Origin of the sequence: Achromobacter veterisilvae (assembly GCF_037619525.1) — a bacterium.
GTDB lineage: Bacteria > Pseudomonadota > Gammaproteobacteria > Burkholderiales > Burkholderiaceae_B > Achromobacter > Achromobacter veterisilvae.
The window spans coordinates 4358793-4383272 of sequence record NZ_CP148753.1 but is presented as its reverse complement, the minus strand read 5'-3'; the positions used below and the strand labels follow the sequence as shown (position 1 = coordinate 4383272).

14 protein-coding genes are annotated in these 24480 nt (G+C 70.4%); 10 read left to right on the top strand and 4 right to left on the bottom strand.

The annotated features are described in order from the left end of the window. Positions 1–2: 2 nt before the first annotated feature. Positions 3–1313, bottom strand: coding sequence for a glycosyltransferase family A protein (locus WHX56_RS20300; RefSeq protein WP_338878807.1), 1311 nt, complete (start codon positions 1311–1313; stop codon positions 3–5). Positions 1314–1619: 306 nt separating this feature from the next. On the opposite strand from WHX56_RS20300, the gene WHX56_RS20295 reads away from it, so the two are divergent. The 10 genes from WHX56_RS20295 to WHX56_RS20250 are packed head-to-tail and all read left to right on the top strand — an operon-like array spanning position 1620 to position 14443. After that, the gene (locus tag WHX56_RS20295) at positions 1620–2393 is read left to right on the top strand and encodes an ABC transporter permease (RefSeq protein ID WP_129240826.1); all 774 of its coding nucleotides are present in this window, start codon (positions 1620–1622) and stop codon (positions 2391–2393) included. 13 nt (positions 2394–2406) lie between these two features. Then, complete coding sequence (locus WHX56_RS20290) at positions 2407–3090, top strand: ABC transporter ATP-binding protein (protein WP_129240827.1); 684 nt, start codon at positions 2407–2409, stop codon at positions 3088–3090. 49 nt (positions 3091–3139) lie between these two features. Continuing rightward, positions 3140–4312 (top strand): capsule biosynthesis protein, encoded by a 1173-nt coding sequence (locus tag WHX56_RS20285; RefSeq protein WP_338878806.1) that lies wholly within the window; start codon positions 3140–3142, stop codon positions 4310–4312. Between the two features lie 29 nt (positions 4313–4341). Beyond that, positions 4342–6432: a glycosyltransferase gene (locus WHX56_RS20280; RefSeq protein ID WP_129240829.1), complete on the top strand. Its 2091-nt coding sequence runs from the start codon at positions 4342–4344 to the stop codon at positions 6430–6432. Between the two features lie 37 nt (positions 6433–6469). Next, a complete protein-coding gene (locus tag WHX56_RS20275; RefSeq protein ID WP_338878805.1) occupies positions 6470–7555 on the top strand; it encodes a polysaccharide biosynthesis/export family protein in 1086 nt (361 codons plus the stop codon). A 33-nt stretch (positions 7556–7588) separates the two neighbouring features. Continuing rightward, the gene (gene tviB / locus WHX56_RS20270; protein ID WP_338881811.1) at positions 7589–8866 is read left to right on the top strand and encodes a Vi polysaccharide biosynthesis UDP-N-acetylglucosamine C-6 dehydrogenase TviB; all 1278 of its coding nucleotides are present in this window, start codon (positions 7589–7591) and stop codon (positions 8864–8866) included. Positions 8867–8903: 37 nt separating this feature from the next. Continuing rightward, the gene (locus WHX56_RS20265; RefSeq protein WP_338878804.1) at positions 8904–10961 is read left to right on the top strand and encodes a capsular polysaccharide biosynthesis protein; all 2058 of its coding nucleotides are present in this window, start codon (positions 8904–8906) and stop codon (positions 10959–10961) included. After that, entirely contained in the window at positions 10958–12178 is a 1221-nt protein-coding gene (locus WHX56_RS20260) for a capsular biosynthesis protein (RefSeq protein ID WP_338878803.1), read from the top strand. Before WHX56_RS20265 ends, WHX56_RS20260 begins: the two co-directional genes overlap by 4 nt. After that, positions 12175–12945: an SDR family NAD(P)-dependent oxidoreductase gene (locus tag WHX56_RS20255; RefSeq protein WP_338878802.1), complete on the top strand. Its 771-nt coding sequence runs from the start codon at positions 12175–12177 to the stop codon at positions 12943–12945. Before WHX56_RS20260 ends, WHX56_RS20255 begins: the two co-directional genes overlap by 4 nt. Then, positions 12935–14443, top strand: a complete 1509-nt coding sequence (locus tag WHX56_RS20250; protein ID WP_338878801.1) for an LTA synthase family protein — start codon at positions 12935–12937, stop codon at positions 14441–14443. Before WHX56_RS20255 ends, WHX56_RS20250 begins: the two co-directional genes overlap by 11 nt. Before the next feature lie 14 nt (positions 14444–14457). Here the strand turns inward: WHX56_RS20250 and WHX56_RS20245 are convergent, their stop codons facing one another. From WHX56_RS20245 to WHX56_RS20235, 3 genes are all read right to left on the bottom strand, one after another. Continuing rightward, positions 14458–15807 (bottom strand): aminotransferase class I/II-fold pyridoxal phosphate-dependent enzyme, encoded by a 1350-nt coding sequence (locus tag WHX56_RS20245; RefSeq protein ID WP_338878800.1) that lies wholly within the window; start codon positions 15805–15807, stop codon positions 14458–14460. Beyond that, positions 15804–23387: an SDR family NAD(P)-dependent oxidoreductase gene (locus WHX56_RS20240; RefSeq protein WP_338878799.1), complete on the bottom strand. Its 7584-nt coding sequence runs from the start codon at positions 23385–23387 to the stop codon at positions 15804–15806. The genes WHX56_RS20245 and WHX56_RS20240 overlap by 4 nt, the downstream gene beginning before the upstream one ends. A 364-nt stretch (positions 23388–23751) precedes the next feature. Next, a complete protein-coding gene (locus tag WHX56_RS20235) occupies positions 23752–24357 on the bottom strand; it encodes an RBBP9/YdeN family alpha/beta hydrolase (protein ID WP_129244526.1) in 606 nt (201 codons plus the stop codon). Positions 24358–24480 lie beyond the last annotated feature (123 nt).

Here is a 24480-nt window from a genome sequence, read left to right as displayed (position 1 = left end):
GTTCAACGGGCCCGGGCGGCTTCGTGGAGGTGGCGGCGCACCCACGACTCGCGGTAGGCGATGCGCGCAAGCCGGCCTTCGGCGCTCGCGAGGCCCGATTGGGGAGCCTGGGTCAGCGAGCCGGCGCGGTGCAGCGCCAGGGTCTGGACGTCGGCGGTGCGCAGCAGGGCGTTCCTGCCCAGGCGCAGGGCGATGCGGTGCTCGTATTCCTCGTCGGCGCCGAAGCGGGTTTCGTCGAAGGCGCCGACATCGCGCAGGACCGAGCGCCGTATCATGAGCGAGCAGGGGTTGTGGCGTGCAAAGGGAAAGATCCGTGGTGCTGCAAGGTGTCCATCCTCCGAGATGCGTATCAGTCTGCTGACCGTGGCCGCCGCGCCTGAGCGTTCGAGGGCGCGCAACTGGGACGCGATGCGCTGCGGCAACATAATGTCGTCCGCGTCCAGGAAGGTTATGAAGCTGCCCTTGGCGTGGCGCATACCTATATTCCTGGAAGCGTAGGCCCCATTATTCGGAAAGCGAAGTGCAGTTATACGCGGATTTTCCGACGCCAACTGCCGCATATGTTGGAATGTGTGATCGTGCGAGCCGTCATCTATGGAAATAATTTCAATATTAGGATAGGTCTGGTTCAGCACGGAGCGCAGGGCGGTGCCCACGTAGGGGGCGGCATTGTACGCGCAGATAATTACCGAAATCAGTGGCCGCTCGTGAACGGAAAAGGCCGGGGAGTCCCCGTTTTCCGCAATGAAATCGGCCAATCGCAGGGGGGCATCGGCGTCGATGGCGGGGTTGCGAGTATTTGTCAGAATATCGTTCAATAGTTTTCTGGCTTGCCCGAATTCGCCGGCCCGGCTGTGCAATGCTGCAAGAATTACATGCAAATCTTTTGATTTCCTAAATTCTTGGGCAAGCCGGCGGGCCGCCTCGAAGCCGGCGCCGAGGTCGCCCTCGGCCAGCGCGAACGCGGCCTTCAGTGCCCATTCGCGGGGGGCCAGCCACTGTGCCGCCGCGCGGGGATCCCAGCGCGCGAGCGCCAGGGCGTACTGGCGCCGTTCATAGTCGGAAACGCGTCCGAGGTAGCGGCGGGGATCGGCGGCCGCCTCCGGGCCGTGCAGCTCCAGGCGCGCGCGCAGGCGCGCCAGGCCGAATTCGGGGAAAACGGACGGCTTTGTTTCAAGGCTTGTCCGAAATAATCCAATCCTGTTCAGGATTACCGCGTTGTCAGCCCCTTTTTCATAGAGCTCGTCGACCCGCATGCGGCGAGTAAGCCGATGTATTTTTTTCTGATAAAGATTGAACAGGTGCTTGAGCAATGGCTGATCCGCCGGGACGGACTGCGGGCGGCGCGGCACCCGGTCCGTCCCTGAAAAAACAGGATTTGAGGGAGGAGGCGCGTTCATTATAGGACCGCATATACCGCATTTATTTTTCAGTTCCGACACGGGCCACGTTTGATTGGATTTGATAAATATTGAAATCTGCGCTTCTCGGCCCCCCCCGTATCATTCGTTCCGATTATCCGGGCCTGTGACGGTCCGGTTCCAGGAATATTCGCGGCCCTGGCCGGAAAATGGCCGATTATCGGGAGAGGACCACATGATTCAAGGCGGAGCAGCCGGGTGAGCGCGACGGCGCTGCAAGTGCAGTTGAGGGTCGTGCTGTCGCTGATCTTCCGCGAGACGCGGGTGCGGTTCGGCGGAACGCGGCTGGGCTACCTGTGGGCGCTGATCGAACCGATCCTGCACGTCGCGGTGCTGTCGGCGATCTACGTCGTATGGGGCCGCATCGCGCCCATGGGGAACCTGCAGATGTTCTTCATCACGGGGATCATGCCGTTCTTCCTGTTCAGCCACACGTCCTCGCAGTTGTCCCGGGCCATTTCCTCGAACGCGCAACTGCTGCGGCTGCCTCCCATCACGAACATGGACATCGTGTTCGCGAAGGCGCTGCTGCAGGGCCTGACCTGGATCATCGTTTTCTTCACGCTGCTGTTCATCGTGATGCTCGGCGGCAAGCTGTTGCTGCCCGAGCACGTGGAGGAGTGCGGCGCGGCGGCGTTCTTCACGTTCCTGCTGGGGTTCGGCTTCGGGCTGAACAACGCCGTGCTGAACGTGATGTTCAAGTCGTGGGAGCGCATCTACAGCGCGGTCACGCGGCCGTTGTACCTGCTGTCCGGCGTGTTCTACCTGGTGGATTCGCTGCCCGATCCGGCGCGGCGCGTGCTGGTCTGGAACCCGTTGGTGCATGCGATCGAATGGTTCCGCGAAGGCTACTTCGCGAACTTCAGCTCGCTGACGCTGGACAGGTCCTATCTCATCAAATGGTCGATCGCCAGCGTGGTGCTCGGCCTGTGCATGGAGCGGGCGTTCCGCCGCCGCCTGCATTCGCGTTGACCTGCGCCGGTTCATGGAGGGCCATTTGCTCGAACTCAGGCATATCTCGAAGGGCTTTCGTTCCAAGAAGGGCATCAAACGCGTGCTCGACGATATTTCCTTCACGTTCCGCCGCGGCGAGAACATCGCCATCCTGGGCGGCAACGGTTCGGGAAAGTCGACCCTGGTGCGGATGATCTGCGGCATGGAACTGCCCGACTCCGGCAGCATCCGGCGCGAAGGCACGGTGTCCTTTCCGCTGGGTTTCGCCGGCGCCATCAGCCCCAACATGACGGGGCGCGACAACGTGCGCTTCGTCGCGCGCGTCTATGGCGCCGACGTCGGGCAGGTGGAACGGTTCGTCTATGAATTCTCGGAACTCGGCAGGGCGTACGACCTGCCGGTGGTGACCTACGCCAACAGCATGCGCGCGCGCCTGTCGTACGGCATTTCCATGGCGCTGAAGTTCGATATGTACGTGGTCGACGAGATGGTCGCCGTGGGCGACCCGGCATTCAAGCGCAAATGCCTGGAGGTGTTCGCCGAACGCGCCAAGGACGCGACGGTGCTGATCGTGTCCAGCGTCACCACGTCGCCGGCGCGGTTCTGCTCCGCCGGCATGATCCTCAAGGACGGCAAGCTCGGCGAGCTCAAGCCGTTGCCCGACACCATCGCGGCCTACAGCGGCACGGCCGACAAGACCGCCGCGGTCGCCTGATTCCACGCCGCCCGCGGGCGCCGCAAGCTGAAATTCTACGAGTAGCGAAATGACGAGTACGGAGAAAGTCTATACGGGGCCTCGGCTGCCCGACAACATCACGCCGCCCACGATGAGCCGCCTGCGCTGGTCGGCGGTCCTGGTCATCGGCGTGCCGGCGGTCCTGCTGGCGATCTACCTGTTCTTCATCGCGGCGGGGCAGTACGTCTCGGAGGCCCGGTTCGGGCTGCGGGCGGGCTCCCAGACGCAGGTGGCGGGCGCGGGTTCGCAAAGCCATCCCATGACGGGCGCGGCCGGCATGACCACGGAGCTGTTCGTCGACGCCTTCGCGGTGGTCGACTACGTGAAATCGCGCCAGATCGTGCAGGAACTGGACAAGACGCTGGACCTGCGCAAGATGTGGTCGCGCCCGGCGCTGGACGTCTGGTACGGCATGGACAAGGACGACACGGAAGAGGGCCTGTGGCGGCAGTGGAACCGGATGGTGGACATCCAGTTCGACATTTCCACGGGCGCCATCATCCTGAAGGTGCGGGCGTTCTCGCCCGAGGAATCGCTGGCGCTGGCCCAGGCCATCCTGGATTCCAGCGAGAAGCTGGTGAACCGGATGTCGGCGAAATCGCGGGAGGACAGTGTCCGCTTCGCCGCCGACGAGGTGAAGCTGGCCGAGAAGAGCCTGGTCGAGGCCCGCCTGGGCGTGCAGGAACTGCGCGCCCGCACCGGCGTGCAGGATCCGTTCAAGGAGGCCGAGGCCAATCTGGCGCTGGCCGCCAAGGTGCGCGGCGACATCGCCACGCTGGCGGCCCAACTGGAGTCGCTGCGCCGCGGCGGGCTGACGAGCGGCCCCGCCTATGAGCGGGTGCAGGCGCGCCACGAGGCGCTCAAGCGCCAGTTGGCGGACTTGAACGATCACCAGATCAGCGGCGGCGGCGAGCGCAACGGCAAGAACGCGTTGTCCGGCCTGCTGCGCGAATACGAAGGCGCCGAGACGCAGCGGCAGTTCGCCGAAGCCTATTACACCGGCGCGCTCAAGGCCCTGGAGGACGCGCGCGCGCTGGCCTCGCGGCAGGTGCTGTACACGGTGGTCGCCTCGCAGCCGCAGTTGGCCGATGAATCGCTCTATCCGCGCCGGTTCGTGGATACCGCGCTGGGCGTGCTGACGCTGTTCATCCTGTGGATCGTCGGCGTGCTGGTGACCTACGCGATCAAGGATCACGCCTGACCGGGGCGGCCACAACGAGGAATCGAGCCATGTTCTCCCTGCTTTCCAAATTGCGGCGCCCCAGGCGCGCCGAGACCGGCGAAAAGGCCGCCGGCGGCAAACCGCGAGAGCGCGCGGCCGTGCCGGAGCTGCTGGCGGCGGCGCTGGCCGCGGCCGGCGACGAGGGCGCGGAGCCCGAACGCGATCTGCTGCAGCGGGCGCGCCACGCGCTGGAGTCCCGCATCAAGGCCAACGATCCGCTGGGCGCGGTGCCCGAACTGCTCGGCTACGTGCAGCAATATCCGCAGACCGAGTTGTTCCAGGTGCTGGTGGCGCGTTGCCTGGAAGCCGCCCACCGCCCAGACGACAGCCTGATCGTGTGGCGGGGCATCCACCAGCGGTTTCCCGATTCGTCCGACGCGTTCATCCTCATGCTGCGCGGCGTCAAGCGCCAATTGGGCGTCGAGGCCGGGCGCAAGGAAATGGAACTGTATTTTTCCGGCGGCAGCGCCGCGGCCAAGGACATCCTGCTTGAAGCCAAGAGCTGGGACGAACTCGGCGACGCCGAGCGGGGCGCGGCGTGTTTCGAACGCCTGGCGCAGACGCATCCGAAGTTCGAGACGGGCTACGCGGCCTGGTCGCAGTCGCTGGTGCGGCGCGGCTACCCGTGGCGCGCCCGGCAGGTGCTGGAGCAGGGCATCGAGATCCTGGGAGAGGGCGCGCGCAGGTTGTCGCGCCGCCTGGCGGACCTGAACGGCGACCTGATCGCCTTGCGGCGCCTGGGCGTGGACGGCGAAGGCAGCGATACGCCGGTCAGCATCCTGGTGCTGGAGAAACTGTTCGAGGAAATCGGCCGGCGCCGCAATGCCGAGTACGAACCCGCCGACGAGTCCTTCGTGGGTCCGGTGCTGATGATCAACGGCTCGCTGGGCGCGGGCGGCGCGGAGCGGCAGTTCGTCAATACCGCGGTCGCCCTGCAGTCCGCCATCCAGCAGGGGCGCTCGATCGCGGGCTATCCCGTGCTGGGTCCGGTGCAGGTTGTATGCCGGTCGCTGCGCAGCCGGGAGGGCGCCGATTTCTTCGCCGCGACGCTGAAGGAGGCCGGCGTTCCGGTGTCGGTCTATTCGGACATGGCGGAATGGGGAGGCTGCGAGGTTTCGTCGCTGCTCAGTCCCTATCGCGATTACCTGCGCTTCCTGCCCAAGCAGATCGTGGAGGGCACCACCAAGCTGACCGACGTGATGCGGGTGTCGGTGCCGTCGGTGGTGCACATCTGGCAGGACGGGTCGATCTTCGCGACGGCGCTGGCCGCGCTGCTGGCGGGCGTGCCGCGCATCGTGCTGTCGGTGCGCACCATGCCGCCGGTGGACCGTCCGGACCGCTACCGCGTCGAGTACGACACGATCTACCGGGCGCTCCTGGGCATGCGCGGCGTGGCGCTCAGCTCCAATTCCGGCTTCGCCGCCCGGCGCTATTCCGATTGGCTGGGCCTGGACGAGCGCAGCATTCCGGTGGTCTACAACGGGCTGGCGCCGCTGCCCGCGGCGCAGGACGAGGACTGCCGGCGCACCTGGGAGGCGTTCGCGGCGCAGGCGCCCGCCGGCGCCTACACCATCGGCACGGTCATGCGGGTGGACGACAACAAGCGCCCGTTCCTGTGGGTCGAGGCCGCGCACCGCTACGCCCAGGCCAATCCCGAGGCGCGCTTCGTCATGGTGGGCGGCGGCCCGCTGCTGGAACCCGTCAAGGAGTTCGCGCAGCGGCTCGGCATGGACGGCCGCATCCTGTTCACCGGGATTTCGCGGCGCGTGGGTTTCTGGCTGTCGCATTTCGACGCCTTCATGCTGCTGTCGCGTTTCGAGGGCCTGCCCAATGTGCTGATCGAGGCGCAGTTCTCGGGCGTGCCGGTGGTGACCACGCTGGCCGGCGGCGCCGGCGAGGCGGTGCAGGAGGGCGTGACCGGCGTGACGCTGCCTTCGGGCGAGATCGAGGCGCCCGAGGTGGTGCGGGCGATGGAGACGATACGCGAGATGTGCCGGAACAACCCCGACATCGGGGCCAGGGCGCGCACCTGGGCGACGGCGCGTTTCTCGCTGGACCAGATGATCGCGTCCACCGTCAATTGCTATGTCAACGCCTGAGGGCGCCGGGCCCCGGCCTGCATTCTGGAACGGAGTTATGAATACACGAGTCTTACGCTTTACCGCGGTCTGCGTGCTGGCCCTCCTGTCGGGCTGCAGCCTGCTGTCCGGCTCGGGCCCGACGCGCTCGGCCATCCTCAGCGGGCCGTCGGACGGCAGCGCCGCGCAATACGACGTGGTGGACCTCCAGGCCGGCACCATCGCGCCGTACCTGCTGGACAAGAACCGCAAGGACGACGGCGGCACTTCCGAGGGCTATGCCGGCAACATCCGGGTGATGCCGGGCGACGTGTTGCGCATCCTGGTGGCCGATAGCGTCGAAGGCGGCCTGTTTGCGCCGCTGGCGGCCGGCGGCACCGTTTTCGAGGCGGTGCGGGTGGATGCCAACGGCGCGATCTCGCTGCCCTACGCCGGCCGGCTGAAGGTGCAGGGCAAGTCCTTGCCCGCGATCGAGGAGATGGTCAAGGGCAGCTTGCGCCACTCGGCCGCCGTGCAACCGCAGGTGATGGTGGACCTGGCCGACGACCGCAGCAATTCCGTGCTGGTGGCGGGCGCCGTGCCGCGGCCCGGCCGCTTCGGCGGCATCAAGGCGCCCTTGACCGCGCTGGACGCCATTACGCTGGCCGGCGGCTCGACGCTGCCGTCCTATCAGGCCGACGTGGTGATACGCCACGGCCGCAGCGTGAGGCGGATTCCGTACTACCAGTTGCTCAACGGCAGGAACGTGGCCGTGGAGCCGCGCTCGGAACTGGTGGTGGAGCCCAACCTCAAGCGTTTCGTCGCCATGGGCGCATTGAGCAAGCCCGGCCTGCATGAGCTGCCGTCCAACCAGACCAATCTGCTGGACGCGCTGGGCGTGGCCGGGGGCCTGAACGACCGCGCGGCCGACGCCACCGGGGTGTTCGTCTTCCGCCTGGACGGCAAGGCCGCGGACGGCTCGCCCAAGCCCGTCGTGTTCCGCCTGAACATGCGCAATCCCGAATCCATGTTCCTGGCCAAGCAGTTCGAACTGCTGCCCGAGGACGTCGTCTACGTCAGCAACGCGCCGATGTACGAATGGGAAAAGATCATTACGCCGATCGTGCAGGTCCTGATCGTGGGCCAGCGCGTGGGTACTTATTAATTCGTTTGCTGGAGAAATGAAGTGAATCAGAAACTGCGGACCCTGCAGGACGTGAAGCTGGCCGTCGTCGGCCTGGGCTATGTAGGCCTGCCGCTGGCGGTGGAGTTCGGCAAGCGCTTGCCGGTGATCGGCTTCGACATCAACCGGCGTCGCGTGGACGGCCTGGTATCGGGCTTCGACCAGACGCTGGAAGTCAGCGCCGCCGAACTGGCCGAGGCCGCCCAACTGACGTACACCGCCGACCGCGCGGAGCTGGGCCAGGCCAACGTGTTCATCGTGACCGTGCCGACTCCCATCGACGAATACAAGCAGCCGGACCTGACCCCGCTGGTCAAGGCCAGCGAAACGATCGGCGCCGTGCTCAAGCGCGGCGACATCGTCATCTACGAATCCACCGTCTATCCGGGCGCCACCGAAGAAGACTGCGTGCCGGTGCTGGAACGCGTGTCGGGCCTGAAGTTCAACGTGGACTTCTACGCCGGCTACAGCCCCGAGCGCATCAACCCGGGCGACAAGGAACACCGCGTCAGCACCATCAAGAAGGTCACCTCCGGCTCCACGCCCGAAGTGGCCGACCTGGTCGACGAACTGTATCGGCAGATCATCACGGCCGGCACGCACAAGGCGTCCAGCATCCGCGTGGCCGAGGCCGCCAAGGTGATCGAGAACACGCAGCGTGACGTGAACATCGCGCTGATCAATGAACTGGCCCTGATCTTCAACAAGATGGGCATCGACACCGAGGCCGTGCTGCAGGCCGCCGGCACCAAGTGGAACTTCCTGCCGTTCCGTCCGGGCCTGGTGGGCGGCCACTGCATCGGCGTGGACCCGTACTACCTGACCCACAAGGCGCAATCCATCGGCTACCACCCCGAGATCATCCTGGCGGGCCGCCGCCTGAACGACTCGATGGGCGGCTACGTGGTGTCGCAACTGGTCAAGGCGATGACCAAGTGCCGCATCCATGTGCAGGGCGCCCGCGTGCTGGTGATGGGCCTGACGTTCAAGGAGAACTGCCCGGACCTGCGCAACACCCGCATCGTGGACATCGTGCGCGAACTGGGCGATTACAACGTGGCGGTCGACGTGTACGACCCGTGGGTGGATGCCGAAGAAGCCATGCACGAGTACGGCATCGAGCCGGTCGCCAAGCCCGAGGCGGGCAAGTACGACGCCGTGATCCTGGGCGTGGCGCATCACCAGTTCACGGAATTGGGCGCGGAGGGCATCCGCAAGCTGGGCAGGGCGGACCACATTCTCTATGACCTGAAGTACGTGCTGCCGGCGGACCAGTCCGACCTGCGCCTGTGAGCACGCCTTCGACGCGGAGCAAGCGCCGGCCTGACGCATGATAGAAATCCATTCCGCGGGCGTCGCCCGCATCCCTTTCCTGGAAGCCTTGCTGGGCGCGCCGGTCCGGCGCGGAAACGCCCTGGCGGGCCTGAACGGCAGGCGGCCGGACGCCGTGGCGGGCTGGGGGCTGCGTCCCTCGGCGCAGGCGGCGCGCAAGCGGGCCGCCCAATTGGGCGTGCCCTACCTGGCGCTGGAGGACGGATTCCTGCGGTCGTTCGGCGCGGGCGCCGACTATCCGACGGTGTCGATGGTGGTGGACCCGGAAGGCATCTACTACGACGGGACCCGCCCGTCCGCGCTGGAACGCATGCTGGTATCGGATCTCGACCTGCTCGCGGGTATCGAGGACGACGTGGACGAGGCGATGGCGCTGGTGAAGGCCCATCGCCTCAGCAAGTACAACCACGCGGGCGCCGACTGCCCGCCGCTGTCGGCCGGCGGCCGCAAGTGCGTGCTGGTGGTGGACCAGACGGTGGGCGACATGAGTGTGACGCTGGGCGGCGCCGACGCGTCCACCTTCGCCGAACTGCTGGAGACGGCGCGGCGCGAGCATCCCGGCGCGCTGTGCATCGTGAAGACGCATCCCGAAGTGAGCGAAGGCCGGAAGGCGGGCTACCTGACGCACGTCGCCGATGACGCCGACACGCGGGTGCTGCGCGAGGAGGTGAATCCCCTGGCGCTGCTGGAGCAGGTGGACCACCTGTACGTGGTCAGCTCGCAGATGGGCTTCGAGGGCCTGCTGCTGGGCAAACCGGTCACGTGCCTGGGCATGCCCTGGTATGCGGGCTGGGGGCTGACGCGCGACCGCCAGCGGTGCGCACGGCGCACGCGCCGGCGCAGCGTGCGCGAGCTGTTCGCCGCGGCCTATTTCCATTACACCCGCTACCTGGACCCGGTCAGCCGCCGGCAGGGCAGCATCTTCGACGCGATTTCCTGGCTGCTGCGGCAGCGGATCATGGCGGAGCGCCTGCCGCGCCGGATGATCTGCGTGGGCTTCAGGCGCTGGAAGGCCGCCAACGTGCGGCCGATGCTGTCGCTGCGGGCCGGACGCGTGCTGTTCGTCCCGGACGCGCGGCGCGCGCAGGCCTTGGCGCCCGGCCCCGGGGACGCCCTGGTCCATTGGAGCGCGCGGGCGCCCGACGGCCTGGCGCGGCTGGCCGCCCAGGCCGGCTGCCCCATGCTGCGCATGGAAGACGGTTTCGTGCGCTCGGTCGGCCTGGGGTCGGACCTGATACGGCCCTTGAGCCTGGCGCTGGACGGGCAGGGCATGTACTTCGATCCGAGCCGTCCGAGCGACCTGGAACAGACTTTGAACCGCGCGCGCTTCACGCCGGGGGAACTGGCCGCCGCCCGCCGGGCGCGGGCCTTCATGGTCGCGCACGGCATCACCAAGTACAACCTGGAGCCGGCGCGGCCGGTGGCCTGGCGCGCGCAGGGCAGGGAGGTGGTGCTGGTGCCGGGCCAGGTCGAGGACGACGTTTCCGTGCGGCTGGGCTGCGGTCCGGTGGCGGATAACCTGGCGCTGCTGCGCCAGGCGCGCCAGGCGCACCCCGACGGCTACATCGTCTACAAGCCGCATCCGGACGTGGCCTCGGGCAACCGGCGCGGCGCGGTGACACGAGGCGAACTGGGCGGGCTGGCCGACCACGTCGAGACCGAGGCGTCGGTCGTGTCCTGCATCGACGCCTGCGACGTGGTGCACACCATGACCTCGCTCTCCGGTTTCGACGCCCTGCTGCGGGGCAAGCGGGTGGTGACGCATGGCCGGCCGTTCTACGCGGGCTGGGGCCTGACCGAGGACCGCATGGCCATCCCGCGCCGCGAACGGGCCCTGACGCTGGACGAACTGGTGGCCGGGGCCTTGCTGCGCTACCCGGTCTATTGGGATTGGGAACTCAGGGGCTACACCACCTGCGAGGCGGTCCTGTGCCGGATAGCCGAAACCCGCGACGCGCTGGAGCGCGAAGGCAGGCTGAAGAGCCTGCGGGCCGGCTATGCGCGGCGCCAGTGGCGCAAGCTGGACACGCTGCTGCGCGCGCGGTTCGCGCCATGAGGCGGTCCTATCTTTTCCTGCAGGGCGTGTGCTCCCCGTTTTTCTCGCAACTGGGCGCGCGGCTGCTGGCCGACGGCGCGGCGGTGTCCAAGGTGAATTTCACCGCGGGCGACGCCGCCTATTGGCGCAACGGCGACGCGCGCGCGTTCCGCGGCCGCGCGCAAACCCTGCCGCAGTTCTACGCATCCGCGTTCGCGGAGCGCGCCGCGACCGACATCGTCCTCTTCGGCGACCGCCGTCCCGTGCACCGACCGGCGATCGAACTGGCGCGCAGGCAGGGGCTGCGGGTCCACGTGTTCGAGGAGGGCTATTTCCGGCCGCACTGGATCACGCTGGAGCGCGGCGGCGTGAACGCGCATTCCGCCTTGCCGCGCGATCCCGCGTGGTATCACGAGGCGGCTCGGGCGGCGCCCGCGCCGGAGCCGCGGCCCTTCCGGGCGCCGTTCTGGAACCGCGCGGGGCACGACGTTGCGTACCATCTCTGCGGGGCGCTGAATCCGTTCTGCTTCCCGCGCTACCGCAGCCACGCGCCCTATGGCGCGGCGCGCGAATACGCCGCCTACCTGCGGCGCGCGGCGGCGCTGCGGTGGCGCGGGCAGGCCGACGCGGTGGCGGTGGCGCGCGTCACCTCCGGTTCGCGGCCGTACTACCTGTTGCCGCTGCAGCTCGACGGCGACGCGCAGATCAGGGACCATTCGCCCTTTCACGGCATGCGCCAGGTGGCGGCGCTGACGATCGCGTCCTTCGCGCAGCACGCGCCCGCCGACAGCCTGCTGGTGGTGAAGAACCATCCGCTGGATCCCGGCGTGGCGGACCACGAGACCGGCGTGCGCGAACTGGCGCGCACCTATGGCGTGGCCGAGCGCGTCATCTACCTGGAGCGGGGCCATTTGCCCAGCCTGCTGGCGCGCGCGGCCGGGGTGGTGACCGTCAATAGCACGGTCGGCTCGGCGGCGCTGGAACACGGCTGCCCGACCGTGGCGCTGAGCAGCGCCATCTATCATCTGGAAGGGCTGACGTTCCAGGGCCCGCTCGACGAATTCTGGCGGGCGGCGGAGCCGCCGGACCGGGCGCTGTTCCGGTCGTTCAAGGCGGCGGTGGTCCACGCCACGCAGGTCAATGGCGGCTTCTACAGCGAGCCGGGCATTTCGCTGGCCGTGCGCGGCGCGGCCGAGCGGATGCAGCGGCCGCGTTCGCCGCTGGAGGACATGATATGACGCAGACTGCCTTGAACGTGCTGATCACGGGCGCCACGGGCGCCATCGGCCAGGCGCTGGCCGAGGAATATGCCGCGCCCGGCGTGACGCTGGTGTTGCAGGGACGGCGCCTGGACGTGCTGCGCGACCTGGCCGCCCGCTGCGAGGCGCGCGGCGCGCGCGCGCGCACCGCCGCGCTGGACCTGCGCGACCGCGAGGCGCTGCGGGCCTGGCTGGACGCGCTGGCCGACGAGGCGCCGCCGGACCTCGCCATCGTCAATGCGGGCGTCAATATTTCGGCGCCGCGGCCGGGGCAGGGAGAAGTCTGGGACGACGTGGAAGGCCTGCTGGAGGTCAACGTGCGGGCGTCGATGGCGATCGCCCACGCCCTGGGCGAGCAGATGCGCCGCCGGGGCGCGGGCCAGATCGCCCTCATGAGTTCCCAGGCGGCCTGGCGCGGGCTGCCCGCCACGCCCAGCTACAGCGCCAGCAAGGCCGCGCTGAAGGCGTATGGCGAGGCGCTGCGCGATGGCCTGGCCGGGCAGGGGGTGCGCGTCAACGTGGTGATGCCGGGATACGTGACCTCGCCGATGTGCGCGGCCATGCCCGGGCCCAAGCCGTTCGAATGGGATGCCGCGCGCGCCGCGCGGCGCGTGCGCCGCGGGCTGGCCGCGGACCGCGCGCGCATCAGCTTTCCGTTTCCGCTGAACCTGGGGTGCTGGCTGCTGGCCGGCCTGCCGCCGGGACTGTCCGGGCGCATCCTGCGCTGGTTGGGCTATGGCGCCTGATGAATTCGCCGCGGCCGCGGCGGTGCCGCTGGCGGGCGGGCTGGCGCTGTCCTGGGCGCTGGAGGCCTGCCTCTCTTTGCGCCCGCGGCCGCCGTGGCGCAGGCCGGCCAGCGCCGTGCTCCTGCACGCCGGCCTGTGGATGCTGGCCTTCGCCCTGGCCTGGGCGCTGGTGCGCCGGCCGTACTTCGCGGCCGCGCTGGCGCTGGCCGGCGCCGGCCTGATCGTGGTGGTCGACAACGCCAAGTACCAGGCGCTGCGGGAACCCTTTGTCTGGGCCGATTTCGAGTACTTCACGGACGCGCTGCGCCATCCCCGGCTGTACCTGCCGTTCCTGGGCCTCTGGCGGGCGCTGGGCGCGGCGGCGGGCGCCGGCGCGGCCCTGGCCGCGGGCCTGATGCTGGAGGCGCCCGGGCTTTCCTGGGCGGGCGTCTGCGCGCTGGGGCTGGGCGGCGCGGCGATCGCCGCCGCGGCGGGAAGCCGGCCGCGGCGTATCACCTTCGAGGCGCGCAAGGACCTGCGCCGGCTGGGGCTGGCCGCGGCCCTGTGGGGCTATGCGCGCAGCGAACGGCAGACGAAGGCGCCTCCGGCCACGCCGTTTTCCGTTCCGCCGGCGGCCCCGCCGGAAGCGCTGCCGGACCTGGTCTCGGTGCAGAGCGAGTCATTCTTCGATCCGCGGGCCCGCTATCCCCAGCTTCGCCCCGGACTGCTCGCGGAGTTCGACGCCCTGCGCGCGCGAGCCTGCGCGCACGGGCCGCTGCGGGTGGCGTCCTGGGGCGCCAATACCGTGCGCACCGAATTCGCCTTCCTGTCGGGGCTGGACGCGGGCCGGCAGGGCGTGCACCGCTACCAGCCGTACCGGCGCCTGGCGCGCACCGGCCTGGCCTCGCTGGCGGGCTACCTGCGCGGGCTGGGCTACCGGACCGTGTGCGTGCATCCGTACCACGGCGGTTTCTATGGACGCGACCGAGTGCTGCCCTTGCTCGGGTTCGACGAATTCATCGACATTTCGGCCTTCGAGGGCGGCGCGCCCGGCCAGCCCTACGTGGGCGACCGGGAGCTGGCCGCGCGCGTGACCGGCCTGCTGGCGCGCGAGCGGGCCGAGCCGCTGTACGTGCACGTCATCACCATGGAGAACCACGGGCCGCTGCACTGGGAGCGCGTCGACGCCGCGGATGAGGCGGCCGTCTGCCGCGAGCCGCTGCCGGCGGACTGCCGGGACCTCGTTGCCTATTGCCGCCACCTGCGCAACGCCGACGCCATGTTCGGGATGCTCGCGTCCGCGCTCGCGGCCTTGCCGCGCCCGGCGGGACTGTGCGTCTATGGCGATCACGTGCCGATCATGCCCGGCGTCTACCGGCGCCTGGGCGAGCCGTCGGGCGAGACTGACTATCTGATCTGGCGCCCGGACGGGACGGCGCGGGCGCCCGCCGCTCCGCTGGCGGCCAGCGACCTGGGACAGGCGTTCCTGGCGCACATGGGGTTGATGCCCGCGGCCTGAGCCGCGGGCCGGGCCTACAGGCGTTCGATCTCTTCGGCCAGGGCGTCCACCGCGCGGGCGACGTCGGCCTCGCTGTGTTCGCTGCACAGGAAAAAGCGCAAGCGCGCCGACTGCTCGGGGACGGCGGGATACAGGATGGGCTGCGCGTTGATGCCGCGCGCGAACAGCGCGGCGGACAGGCGGGCGGCCCGGATCGAGTTGCCGACGATGGCGGGCACGATCGCCAGGCCGGCGCTGGTGCCGGTGTCGATGCCGGCGCGGCGCGCCCGGGCCAGGAAGCTGGCGCCCCGCGCCTGCAGCGCGGCAACGCGCTCCGGCAGTTCGCGCATGCGGCGCAGCGCCGCGAGGCTGGCCGCGGCCACGGGCGGCGGCATGCCGACGCTGTACAGAAAGCCCGGCGCCAGGAACTTCAGGTGCTCCACCAGCGCGGCTTCGCCCGCGATATAGCCTCCGCAGCCCGCCAGCGTCTTGCTGAGCGTGCCCATCCAGACATCCACGTCGTCGCCTTCCAGGCCGAAGTGTTCGCGGATGCCGTGGCCGCGCGCGCCCATCACGCCCAGCGAGTGCGCCTCGTCCACCATGAGGAACACCCGGTGGCGGCGCTTGACCTCGACGTAGCGGGGAAGGTCGGGGTAGTCGCCGTCCATGCTGTAGAGGCCCTCCAGCACCACCAGCACGCGTTCGAAATCGCGGCGGTGGACGCGCAGCAGCGCGTCGAGCGCGTCGGGATCGTTGTGGGGGCAGGGCAGGCGCTTGGCGCCGGAGAGCTGGATGCCCTGCAGCACGCTGTTGTGGATCAGTTCGTCGTGCACGATGAGGTCGTTGGGCCCGAACAGCAGGCCCAGCGTCGACACGTTGGTGGCATGGCCGCTGACGAAGGTGACGGCGGCGTCCACGCCGTAGAGCGCGGCCAGCGCCTCCTCCAGCTCGCGATGCACGGGACGTTCGCCCGACACCAGGCGGCTGGCCGAGACCGACGTGCCGTAGCGGTCGACGGCGAGCTTGGCGGCTTCGCTCACGGCCGGATCGCCGGACAGGCCCAGGTAGTTGTAGCTGGCGAAGTTGAGATAGGCGTCGCCCGCGATGCGGGTGGAGGCGCCGGCGTTGCCTTCGTGCAGCTTGAAGAATGGGCTGCTCACGCCCAGCCTGGCCGCGCCCTCGCTGATGATGCGCAACTGCTGGTAGCCCGGATGCAGCGCAAAGCGGTAGTGCTGTTCGGGCACGTCCTGTCCGCTCGCGGCGGCGGCGGCCGGCTGCCGGCCCGCGCTTTTCAGCTTGCGCTGCAGCGCGTCCTGGATCAGCCGTTGCTTGATGCCGGCGGCGAGGCCGGGGCTGCGTTTGTCCACGGTGGCGTCGCGCGTCATTGGGCCAGTCCTTGCCCGGCTTCCGCCCGGCCTGCGCGCACCCGGCGGGCGATCGCGTCGATGTCCTCGGGCGCCACCTGCTCCGCGTGCTGGGAGGCGAGGCGCTCGATGTGCGTGGAGATGCCGTCGCCGCCCTCGGGGCGGGCGTCGCCGCGCAGAGCCTGGATCAGGCGCGCGCTCAGTTTGTCGAGCGTGGGGCTTTCGCTGAGCGCCATGACGGGCAGGCGGATGCCGAAGCGGCCTTCCAGCGCCACCACCAGTTCGACGCCCATCAGCGAATCCAGCCCGATGTCGTACAGGGAGCGGCCGGGGTCGATCCTGTCGACGGGCACGCGGAGGATCTCGCTGACCTCCTGCTTGAGCAGTTCGACGACGCGCGGCGCCAGTTCGGCGTCGTCCAGTCCGGCAAGCTGCGCCAGCAGGTCGTCCGGCGAACCGCCCTCGTCGCGGGCATCGCCCGCTAGGCGGGCGAGATCGGCGTAGCGGGGCGCGGCCGCGCCGGGCAGGTGGCGGGCCAGCGCATGCCAGTCCAGTTCCAGCACGCCCAGGTCTCCCGCGCCCGACAGCAGCATGTCCTCCAACGCCGCCAGCGCCAGCGCGGCCGGCGTGGCGGCGCCGCCCATGCGGTGTTGCAGCGCCTGCTTGATCGATTCGTTGCGGGCCAGGTAGCCGGCGTCGTCGATGGCGCCCCAGCGCGGGCAGGTGGCGGGCAGGTCTTGCGAGCGCCGCAGCCGCGCCAGGGCTTCCAGGCCCGCGTTGGCGGCCACGTAGGCGCTCTGCCCGGGGTTGCCGAACAGGGTGGTCGCCGACGAGAACAGCACGAAGCAGTCCAGGGGATCGCCGCGGGTCAGTTCGTGCAGCAGCACCGCACCGCGCAGCTTGGGCGCGAGCACGCGGGCGATCCGCGCTTCGTCCGCGCCCTGGGCCAGGCCGTCCTCGATGACGGCGGCGGCATGGATCACGCCGCGCAGGGGCGGGAAGTCCGCGCGCACCTGGGCAAGCAGCGCTTCCAATTGGCCGGCGTCGGTCACGTCGCAGGCCTGCGCCATGACGCGGACGCCGCGTTCGCGCAGCGCCGCGACGGCCTGCCGGGCTTCGTCGGAGGCAGGGCCGGCGCGTCCGGCCAGCACCAGATGGCGGGCGCCCTTGTCGGCCAGCCACTGCGCGGCGCGCAGTCCGAAGCCGGACAGGCCGCCGGTGACCAGATAGCTGCCGTCGGGACCGACCGCCAGCGCGGGCCGGGGGCCGTCCGCCGCCGCTTCAGGCAGGCCGCGGCGGTACGTCACGACGACCTTGCCGATCTGGCGCGACTGCTGCATGTAGCGGAAGGCATCGACGATGTCGCGCGCCTCGAAGACGCGCTGGGGCAGCGGGCGCAGCGCGCCTTCGTTGAACAGCGCCATCATTTCGCCGTACAACTGGCGCGCCAGTTCTGGGCGTCCGGTGAGCAACTGGTCCGCGTCGATGCCGAAATAGCTGATGTTGTTGCGGAAGGGGCGCAGGCCGATGCGGGTGTTCTCGTAGAAATCGCGCTTGCCCAGTTCCAGGAAGCGGCCGAACGGCGCCAGCACGTCCAGGTTGCGGCGCACGGCTTCGCCCGCGAGCGAATTGAGTACCACGTCCACGCCGCGCCCGCCGGTGCGCGCGAGGATGTCCTCCGCATACGCCAGCGTGCGCGAGTCATACACGTGGGACACGCCCATCAGGCGCAGGAAATCGCGCTTTTCCTCGGTGCCCGCGGTGGCGTGGATTTCCGCGCCGCGCCACTGGGCGTACTGGATGGCGGCGATGCCGACGCCGCCCGCCGCGCCGTGGATCAGGACCTTTTCGCCGGGCGCGAGGCGCGCCAGGTGATGCAGGGCGTAATACACCGTGAAGAACGTGCTGGGGATGGTGGCGGCGGCCTCGAACGAGACGCCGTCGGGAATGGCGGCCACCGCGGTCGTCCCCGTGGTGATGTAGTCGCCGAAGCTGGCGGGGCCGAAGCCCATCACCGCGTCTCCCGGCGCGCAGCCTTCGACCGCGGCGCCGCAGCGCACGACCGTGCCGGCGAACTCCAGGCCCAGCGTGGGGCCGGCATAGCCGTTCTCCAGCGCTTCGTCGGCCAGCAGGCCCAGCGCGTACATGACGTCGCGGAAGTTCAGGCCGGTGGCGTGGACGCGCACCTCGACCTCGTCGTCGGCGGGCGCCTGGCGTTCATGGGACTCCCAGCGCAGATTGCGCAATTGTCCGGGCAGTTCGAATCCCAGCTTGCGCACCCGGAGGTCCGGCGCGCGGTCCGGGACGGGCCGGGGCCGGGGCGCCACGCGCAGGCGCGGCGCGTAGCGTGCGCCGTCCTGCGCCAGCACGATCTCTTGCTCTGTGTCCGGATCGCGCAATTCGTTCATGGCGGCTTCCAGCGGCGCGGCCGCCGCGGCGGCGGGCAGGTCCAGCAGGCGGACCGCGACGGAAGACGATTCGTTCATCAGGCTTCGTCCGTAGCCGGCCAGGGCCGCGCCGGCCAGATTGGAGAGGCCGCCGGCCGGCGTGCCGGCGGGCGGATGCGCGCCAGCGGTCAGCAGCCACAGCGTGGCGGGCCGCCCGTGGCGCTCGCAGGCGCGCAAGGCCGCGGCGGCCAGCGCGCAGCGGCGCGCGGGCGCGCCGTCATCGCCGGCATACAGGCCGGCGGCGTGCACCACGTGCTCGTATGTGTCCGACAGCGCCAGGGCGGGCAGGGAGTCGGCGGACGTGCCTGCCTCCAGGGGCAGGTGCGTCGCCTCGCGTCCGCTGGCGCGCAGGGCCCGCGTCAGCTCGCCGGCCAGCGTGGCGCCGGGGCCGGACGCGTCGGCCAGCAGCAGCCAGCGTTCGGCCGCGGCGGGCAGTTGCGGGTCGGCCGGCGCGGCCTCCGGCAGTTCGCCGGCGCGGGCGCACAGCACGTAGGCTCCCGCCATGGCGCCAGGCGCGAGTTCCAATGCCGGCTCGCAGGCGCAGCCCAGGGCCTGTAGTTCCTGGCGCCAGAAGGCCGGCGTCTGCTGCATGGAAAGCTTGCCGCCATCCACGGCGTCGATCCACCACGAGGGGCGGGCGCCGAAGACGAAGTCGGCCCAGCGCGCGGGATGGTGCGCCACCAGGATCAGCGCGGCGCCCGGCGCGAGGCGCGCGCGCGCCTCGTGCAGCGCGGCGCGGGTGCCGGCCAGGTTGTCGAAATTGCACTGCACGATGGCCAGGTCCACGGCTGCGTCCGCGGCGCCGGCGTCTTGGTCCGCAAGGCCGACCAGGCTCACGCTGGCGTCGGGATGGTCCGCCAGCCTGGCGGCGGCGGCTTCGCGGCCGTCCTCGTCCGCCGCGGCATAGCGGTAGTCGGCGCGCCGGAAATCCAGGGCGGCGCAGCAGTCGGCGCCGAACCAGGGCGCGTGCGCGCCGACCTCCAGGAGGCGCAGGCGGCGTCCCGGCGGCAAGGCGTCCTGGGCGGCCGCGACGATGCCGCCCAGCGCCTGGGCAAGCTGCTGGCGGGCCGGCGCGGCGAGCAGGTGATGGGCGAGGTCGCGGTGGGTGAACTGGGAGGCCGCCGCGTCTTCCGGCGCATGCAGACCTTGCAGCATCGCCGGCAGGCGCAGCCCGATCCGGCCGGCCGCCAGGGCCGGCCCGAAATGTTCCGGGTACTCGCGGGCCAGCGTGTTCCAGATGTCGGCGGCGGCGGGTTCGCCGGCCAGTTCCGGCGCCAGCGCCCAGCCGGCGTCGGCCCGGGTCGCCAGGCCGGCGCTTTCGGCGCGCTGGAGCAGCATGTCCAGGAAGGGCGCCAGCGCCGGCGCGCGGGCGCGATGGCCTGCCAGCGCGGCGTCGTCCAGACGGCCCTCGGCATTGGCCAGGGCGCGCAGCGCTTCGATGCCGTAGCGTTCGCAGAGCGCGTCCAGCAGGGGTTCGGCCTCCTCGGCGTAGCGCGCGTAGCACGGGTCCTCGGCGGCCCGTTCCAGCGCGTCGGACAAGGCCTGTCGCAGCCCCGGCAACGGAACGCCGGACGCGGCGCCGGCCCGTGGCCGGGGCGTCATGGCCTCTTCGACGAAGCCGAGGCGGTCTCCCGCGGCCTTCAGCAGGCGCACGCTGCGCAGGCTGACCTCGAAGAGCGCCGCGACCGGTTCGCCGCCGTCGGCATACAGCGAGATGTCGACCGTCAGCGCGTGGACGGACCGGCGGCGCAGCCGCAGTTGCGCATAGCGCGGCGCGGGCGAGCCCGCGCACAGCGAGAGCCTGCCGATGCGGACCGGCACGAAGGCCAGCCCCAGGCCGGCGGCGGCCTCGTCCTTCAGCAGGTGGGCGGCCAGTTGGAACGCGCTGTCCAGCCGCGCCGGCGCCAGGTGGGACGCTTCGGCTTCGCCGCCGCCGTCGTCCGGCCGCAGGACGGCCAGCACGGTATCCGCGTCCAGGCGCCAGCCCTGTTCGATCAGCCGGTAGGCGGGACCGTAATTCAGGCCCACGGCGCGCGTCAGCGCCTCGTGGTCGGCGGCCAGGAAGTCGGGCGCGCGGTCCGGCGGCGCGGGCAGGGGCGAGCGCAGCCGCGAATCCGAGGGTTCGGAAAGCAGCCTGGCGCTGGCGTGCAGGGTCCAGGCGTCGCCGCTGCCCAGCTCCCGCGCGTGGATGCGCACGCGGCCGTCATCCGGCTCGATCGCGGTGCGCAGCAGCTTGGACGGCGAGGGCGCCAGCAGCAGCGGGGCATGGATTTCCAGGTTCTCCAGCTCGGCATGCGCGGCGGGATGCCGCTGCAGCGCCGCGGCCAGCGCCAGTTCGGCGAAGCCGGCGCCGGGAAAGACGACGGCGTCGCCGACGACGTGGTCGGCGAGCGCCGGATGGACGTGCGTGTCGAGCTGGTTTTCCCAGGCGGCCTCGTGCTGGGCGAGGCGGTAGCCCAGCAAGGGGTGCACGTGGTGCCGCTGGAGCTGGCCCAGCGATTCGGGGGTTTCCGGGTGCCAGTGGCGTTCGCGCTGCCACGGATACGCGGGCAGGGCGTGGAATCGCCCGGGGCGCGGGAACAGCCTGTCCCAGCGCACGTCCGCGCCCGCCAGCAGGGCCTGCGCGGCGGCCGCGCGGATCTTGCCCGGGTCGTCTTCGCCTCGGGTCGCCGTGATCAGCACCCGCCCGGCGCGCTCGGCGCACTTGAGCGCGTCGTTGACGTAGCCGCGCAGCACGGCATGGGGGCCGATTTCGATGAAGAGGTTGCAGCCTTGCCCGACAGCGCGCGAGGCCGCCTGTTCGAAGCGGACCGGCTGGCGGATGTTGCGCCACCAGTAGCCGGCGTCGAGCCCTTCGCCGGCCAGTTCGGCGCCGTCCACGGCCGAGTAGAACGGGCAGCGCGCCGGGCCCGGGCGCAGCGCATCCAGCGAGGCCGCCAGTTCGGCCTGGAGGCCGTCCATGGCCGGGCTGTGGAAGGCATAGTCCAGGTCCAGCCGCTTGCTGGCCACGCCGCGGGCGTGCAGCGCGGCTTCCAGGCGCGAGAGCGCCGCCTTGTCGCCGGCGACGGTGGCGCCGCGCGAGCTGTTGTAGCCGGCCACGAACAGGCTGGCGGCGAGCCCCAGCTCGGCCAGCAGCGCCTGCGCGCTGGCGCCGTCGATGCCCACGGCGGTCATCTGTCCGCTGCCCTGGGTCGTGCCTTGCAAGCGGCTGCGGTGATGGATCACCTGCACGGCGTCGGACAGGGATAGCGCGCCGCAGGCCCAGGCCGCGGCGACCTCGCCGACGCTGTGTCCCATGACCGCGGCCGGCTCGACGCCTTGCCGCGCCAGCATGCGGGTGACGCCGACCTGCAAGGCGAAGAGCGCGGGTTGCGCAAATTCCGTTCGCGCATAGCGGGCCGCGTCCAGGCTGCCCGCCAGTTCGTCGGCCAGGAGATAGCCGGCCAGGGGAGCGAACAGGGCGTCGACCTCGTCGACGGCGGCGCGGAAATCCTCGTCATCGAGGAGGCGCCGGCCCATGCCGGCCCATTGCGAACCGTTGCCGGAATAGACGAACACGGGGCCTCGGGCATCGGCCAACTGCTCCGCCGTGTGGACTGCGGCGCCGGCATCGCCTTCGGCGAAGCGCCGCAGCGTCTGCGCGGCGTCTTCCCCGTCCGCGCGGCAGGCGACCAGGGCCCGATGCGCGTGCCAGTCGCGCCGGCGCGCGGCGTGGAAGGCGGCGTCGTAGCGGGCCTCGCGGTCCAGCCCCGCGAAGTGCTCGGCCATGTCGCGCGCGGCGGCGCGCAGCGCCTGCGGGCTGCGGCCCGACACGATGAGCGGAAAGTCGGCGGGCGCGTCGGGCGCATCCGCGCCGGCCGCCGCGGCGGGCACGTCGTCCGGGCTGCGCAGGATCACGTGCGCGTTCGAACCGCCGAACCCGAACGAGTTCACGCCGATCACCAGGCGCCCCGCGGCGGGCAGCGGCTGGGTCCGCGTGACGATGTCGAGATTCCATTCCTGGGCGCGTATCGCGGGGTTCAGCTCGCGGATGCCGATGGTGGCGGGCACGCAGCGATGCCGCAGGCTGTACACGGCCTTCACCAGGCCGGCGACGCCGGACGCCGCCTCCAGGTGCCCCATATTGCTTTTCACCGAGCCGATGGGCAGCGGCCGGTCCGGGGACCGCCGGCGTCCCAGCGCTTCGCCGATGGCGCGTGTTTCGATGGGGTCGCCCACGGGCGTGCCCGTGCCGTGGGCTTCCAGGTAGTCGATCTCGTCCGGGCCGATGCCGGCGCGGGCATAGGCCTGGCGCAGCAGTTCGGCCTGCGCGTCGGCGCTGGGCACCGTCAGGCCGGACTTGCGACCGTCGGTGTTGATGGCGGAGCCGGCCACGACCGCGAGGATGGGATCGCCGTCCGCGATGGCGCGGTCCAGGTCCTTCAGCAGGAACAGGCCGCCGCCCTCGGAGCGCACATAGCCGTCGCCGGCCGCGTCGAACACGTTGCAGCGGCCCTGGCGGGACAGCATCGAGGCCTTGGAAAAGACCAGGAAGCCGTAGGGGTGGAGATGCAGGCTGATCCCGCCGGCCAGGGCCTGCGAGATCTCGCCGGATTCGATGGCGCGGCAGGCGTGGTGGAAGGCCACCATGGACGAGGAGCAGGCGGTGTCCATGACCACGCTCGGGCCGCGCAGGTCATACACGTAGGAAATGCGGTTGGCGGCGATGCTGCTGGCGTTGCCGGTGGCGAACGAGGCGTCGACGACGCCGAGGTCGCCGGACACGCGGTGCGCGTAGTCCGCGCTGGCGACACCGATATAGACGCCGCAATCGCTGCCGCGCAGGCCGGACGGCTTCACGCCCGCGTTCTCCAGGGTCTCCCAGGCAAGTTCCAGCAGCAGACGCTGCTGCGGGTCCATGAGGCTCGCTTCGCGCGGAGAGATGCCGAAGAACTCGGCGTCGAAGCCGGATACGTCGCCGAGCGAGCCCGCGGCCCGGGAATAGGACGTGCCGGGGTGCTCGCGCAAGGGGTGATGGTAGGCGGCGGGGGCCCAGCGGTCGGGGTCGATCTCGGTGATGAGATCGCGGCCCTGCAAAAGATCGGGCCAGTAGCGGGCGGTGTCGGTGCTGGGAAATCGGAACGAGAGTCCAATGAGAGCAACACGCTTTGCCATGTGAAATCCTTCTAGCAAGAGCTGGTTGACAGCGTAGTGATGGAGCCTCTGCTGCAAGAGGGAAGGCCGGCGGGCGGGCCCGCGGACGCGTAGGCGTGGGGAGGCCGCGGAGTGCGCCGCGGCGCGGTCGAGGCAGGCTGCGGCGCCCGCCGGCAGCGTTCAAGTCCGGGGGATTCTAGGGGCCATGCGGCCCCGAAATATTTCAAGTCCCGACATTATTAATACCAACGTTGCGCCTGGCGGGGCGGCCCGCGGGCGCGCACGGCGGAACGCCGGCGCGGCGGGTGCAAGGCTGGAACGGCTTATTACATGGTTGTCAGGACGTTTACACGTCATGAGCGCGGGGCCGGGCCCGGCCCCGCGCTCAGGCATGCTGCGAAAGCGGCCGCGCGGGAATGGGCGCGATGCGTTCGGGCGGAGGCGTGACCCGCCATGCCGCGCGGCGGCGCAGGGCGCCCAGGAGCTTGAGCCCCTGCGGCCAGTCGTCCAGTCCGCTTTCGGCGTTGATGTGGCCGGCGCCCGTCAGCACCACCAGCCGGCTGCCCCAATCGCGGGCGAAGCCCCGGGCGCGTTCGAGCTGGCAGTAGGGATCGTCGTCGCTGGCCACCACCACGCTCTGGAACGGCAGCGATTGGCGGGCAATGGGCGCGAAGGCCCTGAGGCAGGCGGGCGCGCCCTCGCGCTCGACGTCGGCCGGCGCCACCAGCAGGGCGCCGGCGACCTTGGCGCGCAGCGGCACGGGCAGGGCGGCGCTCACCACGCAGCCCAGGCTGTGCGCGATCAGCAGGACCGGACTGCGCGCCTGGTTGACTTCGGCCGCGAGCGCCGCGATCCATTCGGCCGGCGCCGGCTGTTCCCAATCGGACTGCTCGACCCGCCGCGCGTGCGGCAGCAGCTCGGCCCAGCGCGATTGCCAGTGTTGGGGCCCGGAGTTTTTCCATCCGGGAACGATGATCGGTTGGAGTCTCATGGCGGCCATGATGCCGCGCCGCCTTAGTAACGCAAACGAATAAATCGTCTTTTGCATATACGGCGGCGGGTATAAGCCGGAGCGCGGCGGAATGCGGCGGCGCAATAACCCGACGGGCGTCAA

Bases quoted from the DNA above. Each gene is read 5' to 3' on its own strand.
- WHX56_RS20260 (WP_338878803.1), top strand. From the start codon at position 10,958: ATGAGGCGGTCCTATCTTTTCCTGCAGGGCGTGTGCTCCCCGTTTTTC.
- WHX56_RS20240 (WP_338878799.1), bottom strand. From the start codon at position 23,387: ATGGCAAAGCGTGTTGCTCTCATTGGACTCTCGTTCCGATTTCCCAGC.
- WHX56_RS20255 (WP_338878802.1), top strand. From the start codon at position 12,175: ATGACGCAGACTGCCTTGAACGTGCTGATCACGGGCGCCACGGGCGCC.
- WHX56_RS20275 (WP_338878805.1), top strand. From the start codon at position 6,470: ATGAATACACGAGTCTTACGCTTTACCGCGGTCTGCGTGCTGGCCCTC.
- WHX56_RS20250 (WP_338878801.1), top strand. From the start codon at position 12,935: ATGGCGCCTGATGAATTCGCCGCGGCCGCGGCGGTGCCGCTGGCGGGC.
- WHX56_RS20265 (WP_338878804.1), top strand. From the start codon at position 8,904: ATGATAGAAATCCATTCCGCGGGCGTCGCCCGCATCCCTTTCCTGGAA.
- WHX56_RS20245 (WP_338878800.1), bottom strand. From the start codon at position 15,807: ATGACGCGCGACGCCACCGTGGACAAACGCAGCCCCGGCCTCGCCGCC.
- WHX56_RS20235 (WP_129244526.1), bottom strand. From the start codon at position 24,357: ATGAGACTCCAACCGATCATCGTTCCCGGATGGAAAAACTCCGGGCCC.
- WHX56_RS20285 (WP_338878806.1), top strand. From the start codon at position 3,140: ATGACGAGTACGGAGAAAGTCTATACGGGGCCTCGGCTGCCCGACAAC.
- WHX56_RS20290 (WP_129240827.1), top strand. From the start codon at position 2,407: ATGGAGGGCCATTTGCTCGAACTCAGGCATATCTCGAAGGGCTTTCGT.
- WHX56_RS20280 (WP_129240829.1), top strand. From the start codon at position 4,342: ATGTTCTCCCTGCTTTCCAAATTGCGGCGCCCCAGGCGCGCCGAGACC.